The organism is Paenarthrobacter sp. RAF54_2, from assembly GCF_052113945.1.
GTDB lineage: Bacteria > Actinomycetota > Actinomycetes > Actinomycetales > Micrococcaceae > Arthrobacter.
This window is the reverse complement of record NZ_JBFRDV010000017.1, coordinates 14993-32404: the sequence shown is the minus strand read 5'-3', so window position 1 is coordinate 32404 and position 17412 is coordinate 14993. Positions and strand designations below refer to the sequence as shown.

The window sequence follows — 17412 nt, the reverse complement described above, 5'->3', positions numbered from 1 at the left end:
AATGGTCAGCACGCCCACCCGCAGCCGCGGCAAGGTTTCCGGGAACGTCGGAGCCGAGGCTCCGTCGGCTGCCCGCAAGAAGCCCGTCCGGCTCCGGGGCCATGTTCGCTCCTTCTGGGAAGGCCTGGAGGGCAAGAGCAAAGCGCCCAACAGCTCCACGTACTACCTCATTCTTGGATGCGCCCTGGCCCTCACGGCCATCGGTGTCATGATGGTGCTCTCTGCTTCCAGTGTGGAAGCGATCTCCGAAGGCAAGTCCCCGTACGCAGACGCGTTGAAGCAGGCGATGTTTGGCGTCGTTGGACTTGTGGCGATGTACCTGATCTCCCGGACCAACGTCAGCTGGATGAAGAGGCTGTCCTGGTGGGGACTCGGTGCCGTTGTGGTCCTGCTGATACTTGTCCAGGTTTTCGGCCGCAGCACACTGGGCAACCAGAACTGGATCGACATCGGCGGGATCAGCATCCAGCCCTCGGAAATTTCGAAGCTGGTGCTTTGTGTTTGGATAGCGGCGGTCCTGGCACGCAAGGAGAAGTACCTGCATCGCTGGATGCACGTGATCATCCCGGTGGTCCCCGGTGCTGCCCTGGTCCTTGGGCTGATCCTCGTGGGCAATGACCTGGGCACGGCGATCGTTGTCATGGCCATTGTGGCTGCGGGGTTGTACTTTGCCGGGGTTCCCACCAAGATGCTGGCCATTGCGGGCGTCGCGGGAGCCATTGGCGCTACGGCCATGACAATCATCAGTCCCAACCGGATCTGCCGGGTGACAGCCTGGTTGGGCATGGCAGGGGATTCCTGCACCGCAGATTCCGACTTCACCTACCAGTCCACCAACGGCATGTATGGATTGGCGCAGGGCAGTTGGACCGGACTTGGGTTGGGGCAGAGCAGGCAAAAATACAACTGGCTTCCCGAGGCCCACAATGACTTCATCTTTGCCATCATCGGCGAGGAACTGGGACTGGTGGGCACCCTTGTGGTCCTGGTGTTGTTCGCCATCCTTGGCATCGCCATTTTCCGTGTCGTTGTCCGGCAGACGGATCCGTTCCAGCGCACGCTCGCCGGTGGCATCATGGTGTGGCTCCTGGGACAGGCAAGCATGAACATGGCCGTGGTGACCCAGCTGCTTCCAGTGATCGGTGTCCCGCTGCCTTTCATTTCTGCAGGTGGCTCGGCCTTGGTGATGTCGCTGTGCGGCGTGGGCGTAGTGTTGTCCTTGGCCCGCGGACAGTTGCCACCACAACAGCGTCCCAGGCTCTTGCCGCGTCGTTTGTCCAAGACCGCACGAAAGCGTAAATAGCACTTCATGACTTCAGATTCCCCCCACGCGTCCAAGCCGTTGTCCGTCGTGCTTGCAGGCGGTGGTACGGCCGGCCATGTCAGTCCTTTGCTGGCCATCGCGGATGCAATCAAGGTAAAGCGTCCGGAAGCTGCCATCCTGGCTGTCGGCACGCCGTCGGGCCTGGAAACCAGGCTTGTCCCGGCGGCCGGGTACGAGCTCGCCACTATTGACCGCGTCCCTTTGCCACGAAAACCGTCCCTTGATCTCGTGAAGCTTCCGGGGCGCTTGAGGGGAGCAGTCAAGCAGGCGGAACGAATCCTGAATGACGCACAGGCCGATGTGCTGGTGGGTGTGGGCGGCTACGTGTGCACGCCCATGTATTTGGCCGCCCGCAGGCGCGGTACGCCTATCGTGATCCACGAGGCCAACATGAAGGCGGGGCTGGCGAACCGCGTGGGTGCACGGTTCAGCCGCCATGTTGCCGTGGCGTTTGCCGGTACGCGCCTTCGCGGCGCCCGCCACGTGGGAATGCCCATGCGCCGCGCCATCTCAGGACTGGACCGCACCAAGGCCGCGCCTGCTGCCAAGGCTTCGCTGGGCCTCAATTCGGACCGTCCTGCCTTGATCGTGACTGGCGGGTCCTCCGGAGCACTGAGCATCAACCGTGCTGTGGCTGCTGCGTTGCCCGCGCTGGCAGCTGCCGGGATCCAGACACTGCACATCACCGGTACTGGCAAAGCTGTTCTGGATAACGACGGCGGACTCCTCGCCGCTGATGGCTACCGGCAGGTGGAGTACGTGGATGGAATGGAGAATGTCTACGCTGCTGCAGACATCCTGCTCGCCCGTGCCGGGGCCGCAACCGTCAGCGAAGTGGCAGCAGTAGGGGTTCCAGCGGTGTTCGTGCCCTTGCCGATCGGCAACGGTGAGCAAGCCCTTAATGCCGCTGCCTTGGTGGAGGCCGGCGGAGCGCTGATGGTCCAGGACAAAGAATTCACCCCGGAATGGCTCAAAGAAGAACTCATTCCACTCGTATCGGACCGCGGCAGGCTGGACGACATGGCCCGCAGGTCCGAGGCCCTTGGCATCAGAAACGCCGATCAGCGCATGGCTGATCTTGTCTTGGAAGCGGTATCCGCATGACGCACGCGATTGCACCACTCGAGTCCCTTGGACGGGTACATTTCATCGGCATCGGCGGCGTGGGAATGTCAGCCATCGCCCGGATCATGGTGGCCCGGGGTGTTCCCGTGAGTGGTACGGACGCCAAGGACCTTCCAGTCATGCATGACCTGGCGGCAGCAGGTGCCCGTATTGCCGTGGGATACGACTCCGCCAATTTGGGTGACGCCCAAACTGTTGTTGCCGGCTCCGCAATCCGTGCTGACAATCCTGAGTTGTCTGCGGCGCGTCAGGCCGGTTTGCCCGTGCTGCATCGTTCCGAGGCATTGGCTGCGACCATGGACGGCCACAGGGTGGTCACCATCGCCGGTACGCATGGCAAGTCCACCACCACGTCCATGGTCGCGGTCCTGCTCAAGGAAGCAGGGTTGGATCCGTCGTTCGCCATTGGCGCGAACGTCCCGGCACTGGGAGTCAACGCGGCTCATGGTTCCTCGGATATTTTCGTGGCTGAAGCGGACGAGTCCGATGGTTCGTTCCTCAACTACCGTCCTCTGATCGCCGTCGTCACCAATGTGGAAGCGGACCATCTGGACCACTACGGAACCGCTGAAGCTGTTTATGCCTCCTTTGATAACTTCGCGGCGCTCCTGCCGCCCCACGGAGTCCTTCTGGCATGTGCGGACGACGAGGGCGCCCGCGCCTTGGCGGAGCGGACAGCCGCCAAGGGAACCACTCGCGTGCTTACGTACGGGACAAGTCACAACGCCGATATCCGCCTTCACGATGGTGGCCCGGGTGATGTCTCGGTGGCGGTGGATGGAGCCGGGTACGACTTGGACCTGCAGGTCCCGGGAAGGCATAACGCGCTCAATGCGGCTGCCGCGTTCGCCGTGGCCTTGGAGCTTGGCGTAGCGCCCGGGACGGCGGCTACGGCACTTGGACACTTCACCGGTGCGTCCCGGCGCTTTGAACTCAAAGGGCAGGGGAGGGGCGTGCGTGTATACGACGACTACGCCCATCATCCAACTGAAGTGCGTGCGGCCCTTTCCGCCGCCCGCTCTGTGGCCGGCGGCAACAAAGTCCACGTTCTCTTCCAACCGCATTTGTTTTCACGGACCCGGGAATTCGCTGCGGAGTTTGCAGCGGCACTGGACGCAGCGGACACGGCGCTGGTCCTGGACATCTACCCTGCCCGTGAAGACCCCATCCCCGGCGTCACGAGTTCGTTGATTGCTGACCGGCTCTCCCAAGGACGGCTGGTCTCTGGTGACGAAGCTGTGGATGCTGTTGTGGCGTCCGCTGGCGAGGGGGACATAGTGCTGACCGTGGGAGCCGGAGATGTCACTGCTTACGGCCCGGTGATTGTGGAGGCGCTGGGTGGCTAGCACCCGTAAGCCAACCTTCAAGCCCGGGGCAGATTCCAGCCGGGAGAACAAGAGCCGTTCGGCCGGTGGTTCCCCGGACAGTGTCATCAGCGCCCAACGGTCAGTCGGGCCATCTCCAGTGACGAGTACGGTCAAGCAGAGCAGCGCGGACAACGTCATTGCTTTTCCCGAGCCAAAGGGCAAACGCAAACGCAGGCTCCTGCTGTGGACGCTCTGCATCATTACGGCTTTCGTAACGGTGCTCATAGTGGGTGCCATCTATTCGCCCGTGCTCGCGGTCCGGACCATCACTGTGGACGGCACCAAGCTAGTGACGCCTGAGACTGTGCAGAAGGCTTTGTCAGGTGTCGGGGGCAAGCCGCTGCCGCAGGTGAGCGAGCAGGAAGTCAATGAGCTCCTGAAGCCCTTGGTCCAGGTGCGTTCGGCAACTGTGGAGGCAAGGCCGCCGTCGGAATTGCTCGTGCACGTCAATGAGCGCGTACCAGTGGCCCTGTTGAAGCAAGGCGACTCGTTTGTGATGGTGGATGTAGACGGAGTCCAGTTGGGAGCCACACAGGATCAGTCTGCGGTTGCGCTGCCCCTGATCGACGCTGGTGCAGGTGCCACCAACACTGGGTTGTTTAAAGCCATTGCGGCTGTCCTGAACACTTTGCCGGCCGATGTGCTTGCGAGGATGTCCACCGCATCCGCTGCGTCGCCTGATGCCGTGGAGCTGAAACTGGTGGACGGAAAGACGGTAGTGTGGGGCAATGCCGAGGACAAGGAACTGAAGGCGAAGGCACTTGAGGCACTACTGAAGATGCCGCCGGATCCCAAAGTTCCCGTGAACGTCTACGACGTCAGCGTGCCCCGGCATCCATTCACCAAATAAAGAGCATTGAGCACGTAACCTGCGGGCCTCGGTGACCTTATTTCGCGACAATCAAGCGACACGCGCAAGCGGTCATTGCATGTGCGAAGCGGAGGAAATACCGTCGCAGTAGAGTTACTTGACATAACTATAACCTTCAACTAGAGGGTTAAGGTCCAAGGATTCAAGTTGGACTCGATCAGTTTCGCTATAGGACACAAGCAAGGGGCACGAAACGTGGCAGCACCGCAGAATTACTTGGCCGTCATCAAGGTCGTCGGCATCGGCGGCGGTGGCGTGAACGCAGTCAACCGCATGATCGAGGTCGGCCTCCGGGGCGTCGAGTTCATTGCCATCAACACTGACGCGCAAGCGCTCCTCATGAGTGATGCCGACGTCAAGCTCGACGTCGGTCGCGAGCTTACGCGCGGCCTTGGCGCCGGAGCCAACCCCGAGGTCGGCAAGCAGGCCGCCGAAGACCACGCTGACGAGATCGAAGAAGTTCTCCGCGGCGCTGACATGGTCTTCGTAACGGCTGGCGAAGGTGGTGGCACCGGTACTGGCGGAGCCCCTGTAGTCGCACGCATCGCCCGCTCCCTGGGTGCGCTGACCATTGGCGTGGTGACCCGCCCCTTCACTTTCGAAGGCCGCCGTCGCGCGGGCTCTGCCGAAGCCGGCATCGACGCCCTGCGTGATGAAGTCGACACCCTGATCGTCATCCCCAACGACCGACTCCTGTCCATCAGCGATCGCAACGTCTCCGTCCTGGACGCTTTCCGCTCAGCTGACCAGGTACTGCTTTCCGGCGTCCAGGGCATTACGGACCTCATCACCACCCCGGGCCTCATCAACCTCGACTTCGCCGACGTCAAATCCGTCATGCAGGGTGCGGGCTCCGCGCTCATGGGTATCGGATCCGCCCGTGGCGAAGACCGCGCAGTGAAGGCTGCCGAGTTGGCCATCGCCTCGCCACTCCTGGAAGCCTCCATCGACGGCGCGCATGGCGTGCTGCTGTCCATCCAGGGTGGTTCAGACCTCGGCTTGTTCGAAATCAACGAGGCAGCCCGCCTGGTGCAGGAAGTCGCGCACCCGGAGGCAAACATCATCTTCGGCGCGGTCATCGATGACGCCCTTGGCGACGAAGCCCGCGTCACCGTCATTGCCGCTGGATTCGACGACGTCAAGGCAACCTCTCCGTCCATGGACCAGTCGCGTCCGGCGCAGAACCCCGTGCCTGCCGAGCGTCCTGCTGCGCCAAACACGGCTCCTTCCAACGCAAACGCACCGCAGCATGCAACTGCTGGCATCGGCGCGGCAGGCTTGAGCAATTGGGGCCAGCAGCGTCCGTCGGCGCTCCCGGCGGACTCCGGCTTCGACGTCGACCTTCCTGCCGTTGTCGAGCCGGACCTGTCGGGCAGCCGCTCGGATGACCTCGACGTTCCTGATTTCCTGAAGTAAGCGGGCTTCGAGAGTCAATATCCCGTGTTTTGGTGGCGCAATGAAGTACAGCCCGGCGTTTCTGTGGCCTTCACGGACACAGGCGCCGGGAACCTGGCCCTCCATGTGGGGGACAACCCCGGGGATGTGACCGAGCGTCGTGCCCGGTTGGACGATGCTGCGAACCTGGGAAACCGTAGCTTTCAGTACATGGACCAGGTTCATGGCAATGAGGTCGCCCTTATTTCGAGCTACGGTCCCGGTCCCACTGCGGATGCAATGGTTTCCATGCCTTCAGGTAGCCAGGCTGCCCAGCCATTGTCCGTCATGGTGGCTGATTGTGTTCCTGTGGTCCTTGTTGGAGATGCAGGCGATCGTGGTCCCATCATCGCTGTCGCGCACGCAGGACGTCCAGGCGTGGCCTCTTCCGTTGTCCCGGCAACCGTCAACGAGCTGCGCAGGCTCGGTGCCCTGAACATCCGCGCCTGGCTGGGGCCCTCTATTTGTGGATCCTGCTATGAGGTTCCCGAGCAGCTTCGCGAAGATGTTGCCGCGGTGGCACCCGCCGCCTGGTCGAGTACATCGTGGGGAACGCCTGCTTTGGACCTTCCTGCCGGTGTTCGCGCCCAGTTGGCTGAAGGCGACGTCACGGTTGAGTATTCAGGGGAGTGCACCCTGGAAAATGACTCCCTTTTTTCCTACCGGCGGGATTCCCGTACGGGTCGATTCGCAGGTTTGGTGTGGACTCATGACTAACCTTGGACATGACGATGCCCTGTCCGGCGATGCCCCGTCCGGCGATGCGGCTTCGGATGCACGCACCACTGAACTCGCCCGCCGGCTCGAGGCCGTTAAGACACGGATTGGAGCGGCGACGGCTGCAGCGGGACGTACGGATCGGCCCGGGCTGATCGTCGTGACCAAGTTCCATCCGGCAGCTGATGTCCGGCGACTGTCCACGCTCGGAGTCCGGGATGTCGGCGAGAACCGGGACCAGGAGGCCGCGGGGAAAAGTGCCGAGCTCGCAGACCTGGACGTCCGATGGCACTTCATTGGCCAGTTACAGAGCAAAAAAGCGAAATCCGTGGCCAAATACGCTTACTCGGTGCAGTCAGTAGATCGTCTACAGGTGATCGACGCCCTGGAAAAGGCAGTCGCCCGTGAACAGGACGTCACGGGGCGGAAAGACCTTGAGTGCTACATCCAAGTCAGTTTGGATGACGACGCCGGGGCGCACCGTGGTGGTGCCCAGCCCTCGGAGGTGGAATCCCTCGCGGCAAAGATCGCTTCCGCGCCCGGACTGAGGCTTGCTGGAGTAATGGCTGTGGCCCCGCTGGGCGCCGATCCGGAAGCGGCGTTTGAACGACTTGCGGTTGTTTCCGCAGAACTGCGGGCCAATCATCCGGCTGCTTCAGGAATATCAGCAGGCATGAGCCAGGACCTTGAAGCCGCTATCAAGTTCGGGGCGACACACCTGAGAATTGGCTCCGATATTCTCGGTTCGCGTCCGGCCGTGGGGTAGCGTCAAAGTATTGGAATGACGGGCCGGGGTTCCAATATGTCAAGTCATGGCGGCCCGCCTACTGCAGAAACGATAGGAGTGCACCATGGCTGGCGCTCTGCGCAAGACAATGATCTATCTTGGGCTCGCCGACGGCGATGAACACTACGAATCTGAGCAGGCCGTCGCGCACCACGACGAAGAACGCCCCCAGGCACAGGACCGGGAAGAGCGCCGAGCGCCTGCACCCGTCCGGGAAGTTGTCCGTGAAATGCCCACTGTTGACGCCGAAGAGGAATACCGCGCACCCGTGACACCCATTAAGCGTGCGGCGTCCAGCCGCGAAGATGCCTCGGGTTTGAGGCAGATCACCACAGTTCATCCGCGTTCTTATAATGACGCCAAAATTATTGGCGAGAGCTTCCGGGATGGCATTCCCGTGATCATGAATGTCACCGACATGGGCGAGGCAGACGCCAAGCGCCTGGTGGACTTCTCGGCCGGTTTGGTCTTTGGCCTCCACGGCAGCATCGAAAGGGTTACCAACAAGGTCTTCCTGTTGTCGCCGTCGTATGTGGAAGTCATTGGGGACGACAAGAAGGCCAGCGAAACCCAGGCCAGCTTCTTCAACCAGAGCTAAGAACGATCGCTACGAGGATGCCAGGCGGGTCAACCTGCCTGGCATCTGTGTTGCAATAGTAAGGACCGATCGGCGTTTCAAGAGCAGGGACTGATCGGCATTCCGGAACAAGTGGGAGATCTGAGCTAACTCGTGGGCATTGTTTTCGGCCTTATCTATATTGTGTTGTTGCTGTTTTTCATTGCCCTTATCATCAGGCTGATCTTCGAATGGGTTCAGATGTTCGCCCGTCAATGGCGGCCCCGCGGTGTGGCATTGGTAACAGCCCATGTTGTCTACTCCGTGACAGACCCACCACTGAGAAGGCTTCGCAGGTTGATACCGCCACTGCAAATGGGTGGAATCTCCTTGGACCTGGGCTTCCTGATCCTGATTATCGCCGTGAGCATCGCCATGGCGGTGAGCAGCGGCTTGGCGTAGCTGCGCACTGATGCTGTACCGCGGAACCGGGGGCTCGCGAGGGTTCGAAGGCCGCAAATTCTCCAATTCAACACGATGGTGTTGAATTGGAGGAACCAGATGATATTTAGGTACCGTAGTTTTGAACGGCCGGAAGGCCTACTGACTAACTAGACCAACGAGGTGACCAGATGGCTTTGACGCCAGAAGACGTTGTCAACAAGCGCTTTCAGCCGACCAAGTTCCGCGAAGGCTACGACCAGGACGAGGTAGATGACTTCCTCGACGAGATCGTGGTTGAACTGCGCCGCCTGAACCAGGAGAACGACGAACTTCGCAAGAAGCTCGGCGAAGCTGGCTCGGCTGTGCCCGCGGCAACTGCTGCGGCTCCGGTCGTCGAGAAGGTTCCGGCCCCGGTCAAGGTGGACAAGGAAGCCGAGGCCAAGGCGGAAGCCGAGGCGAAGGCTGCTGAAGCTGCCAAGAAGAAGGAAGCCGAGCAGGCCGCTGCGGCTGCCGCCGCTGCCAAGGCACCTGCTCCCAGCAACGGTGTGACGCCTACAGCTGAGTCCGCTGCAGGACTGCTGGCCATGGCGCAGCAGATGCACGACAAGCACGTTGCCGACGGTGCACAGCAGAAGGAAAAGATTATCGCTGAGGCGCAGATCGAGGCTTCCAGTCTCGTCAACGACGCCCAGGAGAAGTCCCGCAAGATCCTTGGCGCCCTTGAGCAGCAGCGTTCGGTCCTGGAACGCAAGGTTGAGCAGCTCCGTGGCTTCGAACGCGACTACCGCTCGCGCCTGAAGGCCTACATCGAGGGCCAACTGCGCGACCTCGACGCCCGTGGTTCCGTCGCTGCCCCTGAGGTCGGCGAAGCAACCGCAGACGTTTAGCAAGTATTCTAAAAGCCGGTGGCTGAGGTCTCCTCTGCCACCGGCTTTTGCTGTTAACACCCTGGTAGCAGCCCACAACGCTCCACGAACGAAAGCACTATGACCGACGACCTCACCGACGACGCATCGCGGCCGGCACTTCCCGTCCGACGCAAATGGCGTCCTGCAATGATCTGGCTCTTTGCGGGTTTTGCAGTTTTTGCCTACGCCTTTGACCAGCTCACCAAGCTTTGGGTGACCAGCACCATGACAGAAGGTGAGCGTATTCCAGTGCTGCCACCGTTGCTGCACTGGTACTACATCCGCAATTCCGGGGCTGCCTTTTCCATTGGTGAGAATGTCACATGGGTCTTCACGATCGTCATGGCCGGGGTTTCCGTTGCCATTCTTTTGCAGTTGCGGCGGCTCGGCTCCGCCTGGTGGGCATTGTCGCTTGGGCTGCTGCTCGGTGGCGCATTGGGCAATCTGACGGATCGATTGTTCCGTGAACCGTCCTTTGCCATGGGTCATGTGGTGGATTTTATCCAGGTACCGAACTTTGCCATCTTCAACATCGCCGACTCAGCCGTGGTGTCCGGTGTTGTGATCATTTGCCTGCTGACCCTGCGCGGGGTGGGCATGGACGGCACCCGGCAAGTGGCAGCACCAAAAACAGCCAAGCCAGCCAAGCCAGCTGGGGGCTCCAATGAGGAGAGCGTCGGTGAGTGAGTCGCTTGTGGTGCCTGAGGACCTTGCAGGAGCGCGGGCTGACGCTGGACTTGCACGTTTGCTGGACATTTCCCGTTCTGCTGCGGCACTGCTGATTGCCGAAGGCAACGTCACCAGTGGCGGTGCGGCTCTCGGCAAATCGGCAAAGCTTGTTGCGGGCGCGGTGTTGGACGTCACGGTTCCCGAGCGGCCGGATCCCCTGGAAGTCGTGGAGGAAGTTGTGGAAGGCTTGAAGATCCTGTTGGATGACGAGGAATTCGTCGTCATCGACAAGCCAGTGGGAGTAGCGGCGCATCCGTCGCCGGGCTGGGTGGGACCCACGGTGGTCGGCGGCCTGGCTGGAGCCGGGTACCGGATTTCGACGTCGGGAGCACCCGAGCGTGCGGGCATTGTCCACAGGCTCGACGTCGGCACTTCCGGCGTGATGGTTGTGGCTAAGACGGAGCATGCTTACACGGTCCTCAAAAGGGCTTTCAAGGAGCGGACGGTGGACAAGGTCTACCACGCGGTTGTCCAAGGACTTCCGGATCCACTTGAGGGCACTATTGATGCCCCGATCGGCCGCCACCCTGGCCACGACTGGCGCTTTGCAGTTATAGAAGACGGCCGGCCCTCGGTGACCCACTACGAGGTTCTGGAAGCCTTTGGTAAAGCTACGTTGGTGGAGGTGCACCTGGAAACGGGCCGGACGCACCAGATCAGGGTCCACTTCTCTGCTTTGCGGCACCCTTGCGCCGGCGATCTCACCTACGGTGCTGATCCCCGTCTCGCAGCAAACTTGGGACTCACCCGACAGTGGCTTCATGCACGGCAACTGGGCTTCACGCACCCGCGGACCGGCGAGTGGGTGGAAGTCACCAGCGACTACCCAGCGGACCTTCAATACGCCTTGGACCTGCTGGCCACGGGCTCAGCCTAGGCAATCCTTCCGGGCCGGCCCGGTCCAAGGTTCCCTATTTTGTCGGAGGCGGGACGGTAGACTGTCGTGGTGACTTCCAGCAATGATTCGTTCGTCCACCTGCACACCCACACCGAATACTCCATGCTGGATGGAGCGGCCCGCCTGGGTGAGCTGTTCGATGAAACCGAACGCCTGGGCATGCCGGCCCTGGCTACCACTGACCATGGCTACCTCTTTGGTGCGTTCGACTTCTGGCGCAAGGCCACGGACAAGGGCATCAAGCCGATCATCGGCGTCGAGGCCTATGTGACCCCGGGTACTGCCCGCGGGGATAAGGAGCGCGTTCGCTGGGGCGACGAAAGCCAGCGTAAGGACGATGTCTCTGGTGGTGGCTCGTATACCCACATGACGCTCCTGAGTTACAACAACGTCGGCATGAGGAACCTGTTCAGGGCCTCGTCCATCGCATCGCTGGATTCTGTCTTTGGTAAGTGGCCGCGGCTGGACCGGGAATTGCTCAATACGTACTCCGAAGGGCTCATTGCGACTACCGGTTGCCCTTCCGGGGAAGTCCAGACCAAGCTGCGGCTCGGCCTTTACCGCGAGGCTGTCGAAGCCGCCGCAGAGTTCCGCGACATTTTTGGGGCGGAAAACTACTTCTGCGAACTGATGGACCACGGGCTGGACATTGAACGGCGCGTTACCGGGGATCTCCTGCGCCTTGCCACGGAGCTCAACCTCCCGCTGGTGGCCACCAATGACCTCCACTACACGCATGAACACGATGCCAAGGCCCACGAAGCGTTGTTGGCCATCCAGTCCGGCTCCACGCTCCTGGAACCGACGTACGACAACGGCGGCTCCCGCTTCGCCTTCTCGGGCAGTGGCTACTACCTGAAATCTCCGCAGGAAATGCGGGAGCTGTTCCGCGATCACCCGGAGGCCTGCGATAACACGCTGCTCATCGCCGAGCGCTGCGAGGTTTCGTTCAACACGGGCGCCAACTACATGCCGCGCTTCCCTTGTCCTCCCGGGGAAGACGAGACCTCCTGGCTGGTCAAGGAAGTAGACACCGGCCTTAAGTACCGCTATCCCCAAGGCATTCCGGACAATGTCCGCAAGCAGGCTGACTACGAACTCGGGGTCATTACCTCCATGGGCTTCCCCGGGTACTTCCTGGTGGTCGCCGACTTCATCAACTGGGCCAAGAACAACGGGATCCGTGTTGGTCCGGGGCGTGGTTCCGGTGCAGGTTCCATGGTGGCCTACGCCATGCGTATTACTGACCTTGATCCGCTCCAGCACGGCCTGATCTTCGAGCGCTTCCTCAACCCGGATCGCGTTTCCATGCCCGACTTCGACGTCGACTTCGATGATCGCCGTCGCTCCGAGGTGATCGACTACGTCACCAAGAAGTACGGCGACGAGCGCGTGGCGATGATCGTCACCTATGGAACCATCAAGACCAAGCAGGCGCTCAAGGACTCCTCCCGTGTGCTTGGCTACCCGTTCAGTATGGGCGAGCAGCTGACCAAGGCACTCCCGCCGGCGGTCATGGCCAAGGACATTCCCTTGGCGGACATCCAGAACCCGGAATCCAAGCGCTACAGCGAAGCGGGAGATTTCCGCCAGCTGATCGCCACCGATCCCGAGGCCGCCAAAGTCTTCGAGACCGCGCTGGGTATTGAGGGACTGAAGCGCCAGTGGGGTGTTCACGCGGCGGGCGTCATCATGTCCTCGGATCCCATCATCGACGTCATTCCTGTCATGCGCCGTTTCCAGGACGGCCAGGTCATCACCCAGTTCGATTATCCGACGTCCGAAGGCCTCGGCCTGATCAAGATGGACTTCCTGGGCCTCCGAAACCTGACGATCATTTCGGATGCCCTGGAAAACATCAAGATGAACCGCGGCGTTGACCTGGACCTGGAAAACCTGGAACTCGACGATGCTGCATCGTATGAGCTCCTGGCGCGCGGTGACACCTTGGGTGTGTTCCAGCTCGATGGTGGACCCATGCGGTCCCTCCTCAAGCTCATGAAGCCTGACAACTTTGAAGATATCTCCGCAGTTCTCGCGTTGTACCGGCCTGGACCCATGGGCGCCAACGCCCACACCGACTACGCCCTGCGCAAAAACGGGATCCAGAAAGTAATTCCCATCCACCCGGAGTTGGAAGAGCCGCTCAAGGAAATCCTGGGTGGGACCTTCGGCCTGATTGTGTACCAGGAACAGGTTATGGCCGTGGCGCAGAAGCTTGCCGGCTACTCGCTGGGCCAAGCCGACATCCTGCGCCGTGCCATGGGCAAGAAGAAGAAATCGGAGCTGGACAAGCAGTTCGCCGGCTTCTCTCAAGGCATGCAGGACAACGGCTACTCCATGGCCGCCGTCAAAACGCTCTGGGACATTCTGCTTCCGTTCTCCGACTACGCCTTCAATAAAGCGCACTCGGCCGCTTACGGGGTCATTTCTTACTGGACTGCCTACTTGAAGGCACACTACGCGCCCGAGTACATGGCTGCCCTGCTCACGTCCGTTGGTGATGACAAGGACAAGTCCGCTATCTACCTCAACGAGTGCCGCCGGATGGGCATCACCGTTCTTCCGCCGGATGTCAATGAATCCTCGTTGAACTTCACTCCCGTGGGAACGGACATCCGCTTCGGCATGGGGGCCATCCGAAACGTCGGCGTGAACGTGGTGGAAGCCATGGTCTCTGCACGGACTACGGAAGGCAACTACACATCCTTCAAGGACTTCCTGATGAAGGTCCCCGCAGTTGTCTGCAACAAGCGCACCATCGAATCCTTGATCAAGGCTGGCGCCTTCGACTCACTGGGACACCATCGCCGTGCTTTGGCCATGATCCATGAAGAGGCCATCGACTCCGTCATCACCCTCAAGCGCAACGAGGCAATCGGCCAGTTCGATCTCTTCGCCGGTTTCGAGGACCAGGAACCTGAAGCTTCGCTGACCACGGAAATTCCGGACCTCCCCGAATGGGAGAAGAAGGACAAGCTGTCCTTCGAGCGCGACATGCTGGGTCTCTATGTTTCGGACCACCCCTTGCAGGGCTTGGAAGGCGTCCTCAGCCAGCATGCGGAGCAGTCCATTACTTCCATCATTGCCGAGGACGGACCGCACGACGGCGCGATTGTCACCATCGCGGGCATGATCACGTCGTTAAGCCGCAGGATCGCCAAGGCCAGTGGCAACGCCTACGCCCGTGCCGAGATAGAAGACCTGGGCGGCTCCATGGAGGTCATGTTCTTCGGTCAGGTGTACGGACCCATCGCTTCCGTCCTGGCTGAAGACTTGATCGTGGTGGTCAAGGGGCGCCTGCAGCGCAGGGATGATGGAGCCGTGACGCTGAACTGCATGGAACTCTCGGTGCCGGACCTCAGTGAGAGCGTGAACGGACCGGTGGTGATCACCATTCCAACGTTCAAGGCCACCGAGGCAGTGGTTACCGACCTTCGGGATGTGTTGCGGACGCATCGGGGCAACTCCGAGGTGCGGCTTAAGCTCATGGGGGACACCAAAGTGGAGGTCATGGGGCTTCCCGTGCACATGAGGGTCAACCCCAGCCCATCGCTCTTCGGCGACCTGAAGGTGCTGTTGGGTCCGGCCTGCCTGGATAATTAGTCCAGAAGGCTAGATTTCGTAGTCCAACGGCCTCGGCTGGCTATAGCCGCCACCGTGATAGAGCAGGGGAGCGCCGTCGTCGCCCACCTGGCCGTCGACGACCTCCACGACCACCACAGCATTGTTCTCAAACGACAACCGCATTTGGATCTTTCCCACCAGCCAACCTGCTACGTCCTTGAGAATGGGCACATCGTAAGGACCTGGCTCCCAGTGGTCGCCTTCGAAGCGGTCCCGTGTCTTGGCGAAGCGATCTGCCAGCGCCTGGTTCTCCAGTCCGAGCATGTGCACGCCAATGTAGTTGGCATTGGCGATGGCCGGCCAGGAACTTGAGCTTCGGGCCATGTTGAAGGTGAAACGTGGCGGCTCGGCGGACAGCGATGCAACGGAGGTGGCCGTGAAGCCAAAAGGCTTGCCATTCAGGTTGGCTGTGATGATGGCCACCCCGGCGGCATGGCGGCGAAACATTTCCCTGAACGTCTTTTCGAAGCCGGATAGTTCGCTTGCCACGTTGATGATTCTCCTGGAACTGGGTCGGGGGCGTCTTTCTCTCAGGGTATTCCTCCCTGTGCCCCACTTCTCCATTTTAATGAGCACACACGAACCTTTGTTAATGTGAGTTCCATGACTGAGCCCACTGTGCACGTTCCCGCGGAAGTCCAGACCGACGCCGCAACTCCCCGGCGTTCGCGGGACGCCCTGTGGCTTGTCCTGCCGGCGGCATCGGGGGTAGTCATAGGAATTCTCTGGTGGATCCTGGCCCCGGGCGGGGGGAACCTGGTTTCGGGCAACCCCGATCTGGCAAATCCTGCCAACCCGGCTTCGTGGCTGCCGCGCGATCTGGCCCTTGCCGCCCTGATGTTGGTGGCCGGGTGTGTCACTGGCCTCTTGCTCGACGGAAAGCTCCAGGGGACTGGGGTCGGCAGGCGGCTGGCCTTGGCACTGGCAGGGGGAGCCGCCGGCGCTGCGGTTGCCTGGGTGGTTGGCTTGGTTGCAGGGCAGCTGTGGGGCCCCGCTCCGGATCCTTCACTGGGTGCGGAATACGGTTTCACCCTCCGCTCGTACGCCGTCCTCGTCTTGTGGCCGGGCGCCATCGCCTTCGTGACGTTCGTACTTGCGCTGTTCGGGGTTCTTTCCAGGAAGCCCGTAAAATAGGCGGGTGACCACTTCTTCGGATACTTCCGCCCCTGCCACTGCATCCTTGAATTTCCGCAGTATCGATTTCCGCGGCCGCCACCTCTCCCTGGCTGAGCTGCGCGCCGCGGTACCCAGGGCCAAGCATCAGACGATGGCCGATGCGGAGCAGAAGGTCCTGGACATCATGGGAGCTGTTCGTAGCCGTGGCTTCGCCGCGCTGACGGAACTTGCAAGGAACTTCGACGGCGTTGAACAGTCCCACCCGCGTGTACCGGCGGAGGCACTTGCCAAGGCCCTGGCTGATATTGATCCCACTGTCCGCGCCGCGCTGGAAGAGTCGATCAGCCGGGCGAGGCAGTTCGCCGATCAGCAGCGTCCGGCCAATGTTGACGTCGCTTTGGCTGATGGCGCGGTTGTCAGCCAGAACTGGATTCCCGTGGGGCGTGTTGGGTTGTATGTCCCGGGTGGCCTCGCGCCCCTGGCCTCCTCTGTGATCATGAACGTGGTTCCCGCGGTTGCTGCAGGTGTGGAATCCATCGCCTTGGCGTCACCGCCTCAAAAGGACTTCGGCGGACTCCCGCACCCCACCATCCTTGCGGCGGCAGCGCTGCTGGGCATCGATGAGGTCTACGCAATTGGCGGTGCCCAGGCAATCATTTCGTTTGCCTACGGCATCCCCGGTTCGGAGGGAGTGCCTCCTATCGAGCCTGTGGATCTCGTCACCGGGCCTGGCAATATTTTCGTCGCCACTGCCAAGAGGCTGGTGAAGGGAGTCGTTGGCATCGATTCCGAGGCGGGGACTACCGAGATCGCTATCTTGGCCGATTCCACTGCCCAGCCCGCGCTCGTGGCTGCCGATCTCATCAGCCAGGCGGAGCACGATCCCAAAGCCGCCTCTGTCCTGGTGACGGACTCCGCTGACCTGGCGGACGCCGTCGTGGGTGAATTGGCGCGGCAGGCAGCCGCCACGAAGCACAGCGCACGCGTCCTTGAGGCACTCTCCGGTCCGCAATCGGGTGTAGTGCTGGTGGATGACCTGGAACAGGGGATTGCCGTGTGCAATGCCTACGCCGCTGAGCACCTTGAGATCATGACGGCGGACGCACCGGCGGTGGCGGCGCGGATCCGTAACGCGGGCGCCATTTTCGTGGGGGATTACAGTCCCGTGAGCCTTGGCGATTATTGTGCCGGATCCAACCACGTGCTGCCCACCAGCGGTACCGCTGCCTTCTCCTCGGGGCTGAACGTCACCACCTTCCTGCGCGCAGTGCAGGTCATCAACTACAACCGTGCGGCACTGGAACAGGTCAGTGGCCACATCGTGAGTTTGGCCGGGGCCGAGGACCTTCCAGGCCATGGGGATGCAGTCAGGATCCGCTTCAGCGGGCAACGCTGACATCGAAACCAGCAGGGTAAACGGGACCTGACCACAACATATACGGGTCAACACCACTACATGTAGTAATTACAAGCTTGTCATTACAGTGTCATCGAACGTAAACTGGTGCC

16 protein-coding genes are annotated in these 17412 nt (G+C 61.2%); 15 read left to right on the top strand and 1 reads right to left on the bottom strand.

Annotated features, from left to right (window positions below; translation table 11 throughout):
* The first annotated feature begins 1 nt into the window (after nt 1).
* The 13 genes from ftsW (at nt 2) to dnaE (ending at nt 14766) form a co-directional block, all read left to right on the top strand.
* Nucleotides 2-1303, top strand: a complete 1302-nt coding sequence (gene ftsW, locus AB4Y87_RS17495) for a putative lipid II flippase FtsW (RefSeq protein ID WP_442005577.1) — start codon at nt 2-4, stop codon at nt 1301-1303.
* 6 nt (nt 1304-1309) lie between these two features.
* Nucleotides 1310-2428, top strand: coding sequence for an undecaprenyldiphospho-muramoylpentapeptide beta-N-acetylglucosaminyltransferase (gene murG, locus AB4Y87_RS17490; protein WP_442005576.1), 1119 nt, complete (start codon nt 1310-1312; stop codon nt 2426-2428).
* The gene (gene murC / locus AB4Y87_RS17485; RefSeq protein ID WP_442005575.1) at nt 2425-3795 is read left to right on the top strand and encodes a UDP-N-acetylmuramate--L-alanine ligase; all 1371 of its coding nucleotides are present in this window, start codon (nt 2425-2427) and stop codon (nt 3793-3795) included. Before murG ends, murC begins: the two co-directional genes overlap by 4 nt.
* Entirely contained in the window at nt 3788-4666 is an 879-nt protein-coding gene (locus tag AB4Y87_RS17480; RefSeq protein WP_442005574.1) for an FtsQ-type POTRA domain-containing protein, read from the top strand. Before murC ends, AB4Y87_RS17480 begins: the two co-directional genes overlap by 8 nt.
* Nucleotides 4667-4882: 216 nt before the next feature.
* Nucleotides 4883-6103 carry a cell division protein FtsZ gene (gene ftsZ, locus AB4Y87_RS17475; RefSeq protein WP_442005573.1) on the top strand — a complete coding sequence of 407 codons (1221 nt, stop codon included), beginning with the start codon at nt 4883-4885 and terminating at the stop codon, nt 6101-6103.
* A gap of 24 nt (nt 6104-6127) precedes the next feature.
* The gene (locus tag AB4Y87_RS17470) at nt 6128-6838 is read left to right on the top strand and encodes a polyphenol oxidase family protein (protein ID WP_442005572.1); all 711 of its coding nucleotides are present in this window, start codon (nt 6128-6130) and stop codon (nt 6836-6838) included.
* The gene (locus AB4Y87_RS17465) at nt 6831-7604 is read left to right on the top strand and encodes a YggS family pyridoxal phosphate-dependent enzyme (RefSeq protein WP_442005571.1); all 774 of its coding nucleotides are present in this window, start codon (nt 6831-6833) and stop codon (nt 7602-7604) included. Before AB4Y87_RS17470 ends, AB4Y87_RS17465 begins: the two co-directional genes overlap by 8 nt.
* Before the next feature lie 85 nt (nt 7605-7689).
* On the top strand, nt 7690-8223 hold the full coding sequence (locus AB4Y87_RS17460) for a cell division protein SepF (protein ID WP_216922977.1): 534 nt from the start codon (nt 7690-7692) through the stop codon (nt 8221-8223).
* A 132-nt stretch (nt 8224-8355) separates the two neighbouring features.
* On the top strand, nt 8356-8643 hold the full coding sequence (locus tag AB4Y87_RS17455) for a YggT family protein (protein ID WP_442005570.1): 288 nt from the start codon (nt 8356-8358) through the stop codon (nt 8641-8643).
* Nucleotides 8644-8813: 170 nt separating this feature from the next.
* Nucleotides 8814-9512 carry a DivIVA domain-containing protein gene (locus AB4Y87_RS17450; RefSeq protein ID WP_442005569.1) on the top strand — a complete coding sequence of 233 codons (699 nt, stop codon included), beginning with the start codon at nt 8814-8816 and terminating at the stop codon, nt 9510-9512.
* Nucleotides 9513-9611: 99 nt separating this feature from the next.
* Nucleotides 9612-10220: a signal peptidase II gene (lspA, locus tag AB4Y87_RS17445; RefSeq protein ID WP_442005568.1), complete on the top strand. Its 609-nt coding sequence runs from the start codon at nt 9612-9614 to the stop codon at nt 10218-10220.
* Entirely contained in the window at nt 10213-11139 is a 927-nt protein-coding gene (locus tag AB4Y87_RS17440) for an RluA family pseudouridine synthase (RefSeq protein WP_442005567.1), read from the top strand. The genes lspA and AB4Y87_RS17440 overlap by 8 nt, the downstream gene beginning before the upstream one ends.
* A 69-nt stretch (nt 11140-11208) precedes the next feature.
* A complete protein-coding gene (gene dnaE / locus AB4Y87_RS17435; protein ID WP_442005566.1) occupies nt 11209-14766 on the top strand; it encodes a DNA polymerase III subunit alpha in 3558 nt (1185 codons plus the stop codon).
* A 9-nt stretch (nt 14767-14775) separates the two neighbouring features.
* On the opposite strand, the gene AB4Y87_RS17430 is transcribed toward dnaE, so the two are convergent.
* Nucleotides 14776-15276 (bottom strand): flavin reductase family protein, encoded by a 501-nt coding sequence (locus AB4Y87_RS17430; RefSeq protein WP_416418636.1) that lies wholly within the window; start codon nt 15274-15276, stop codon nt 14776-14778.
* Between the two features lie 114 nt (nt 15277-15390).
* On the opposite strand from AB4Y87_RS17430, the gene AB4Y87_RS17425 reads away from it, so the two are divergent.
* A complete protein-coding gene (locus AB4Y87_RS17425; RefSeq protein WP_442005565.1) occupies nt 15391-15921 on the top strand; it encodes a hypothetical protein in 531 nt (176 codons plus the stop codon).
* A 4-nt stretch (nt 15922-15925) separates the two neighbouring features.
* Complete coding sequence (gene hisD / locus AB4Y87_RS17420; protein ID WP_442005564.1) at nt 15926-17299, top strand: histidinol dehydrogenase; 1374 nt, start codon at nt 15926-15928, stop codon at nt 17297-17299.
* Nucleotides 17300-17412 lie beyond the last annotated feature (113 nt).

What these genes read in the sequence shown, in the direction of transcription:
- ftsW (WP_442005577.1), top strand. Translation starts at nt 2, where the DNA reads ATGGTCAGCACGCCCACCCGCAGCCGCGGCAAGGTTTCCGGGAACGTC.
- AB4Y87_RS17465 (WP_442005571.1), top strand. Translation starts at nt 6,831, where the DNA reads ATGACTAACCTTGGACATGACGATGCCCTGTCCGGCGATGCCCCGTCC.
- AB4Y87_RS17425 (WP_442005565.1), top strand. Translation starts at nt 15,391, where the DNA reads ATGACTGAGCCCACTGTGCACGTTCCCGCGGAAGTCCAGACCGACGCC.
- AB4Y87_RS17450 (WP_442005569.1), top strand. Translation starts at nt 8,814, where the DNA reads ATGGCTTTGACGCCAGAAGACGTTGTCAACAAGCGCTTTCAGCCGACC.
- murC (WP_442005575.1), top strand. Translation starts at nt 2,425, where the DNA reads ATGACGCACGCGATTGCACCACTCGAGTCCCTTGGACGGGTACATTTC.
- lspA (WP_442005568.1), top strand. Translation starts at nt 9,612, where the DNA reads ATGACCGACGACCTCACCGACGACGCATCGCGGCCGGCACTTCCCGTC.
- murG (WP_442005576.1), top strand. Translation starts at nt 1,310, where the DNA reads ATGACTTCAGATTCCCCCCACGCGTCCAAGCCGTTGTCCGTCGTGCTT.
- AB4Y87_RS17460 (WP_216922977.1), top strand. Translation starts at nt 7,690, where the DNA reads ATGGCTGGCGCTCTGCGCAAGACAATGATCTATCTTGGGCTCGCCGAC.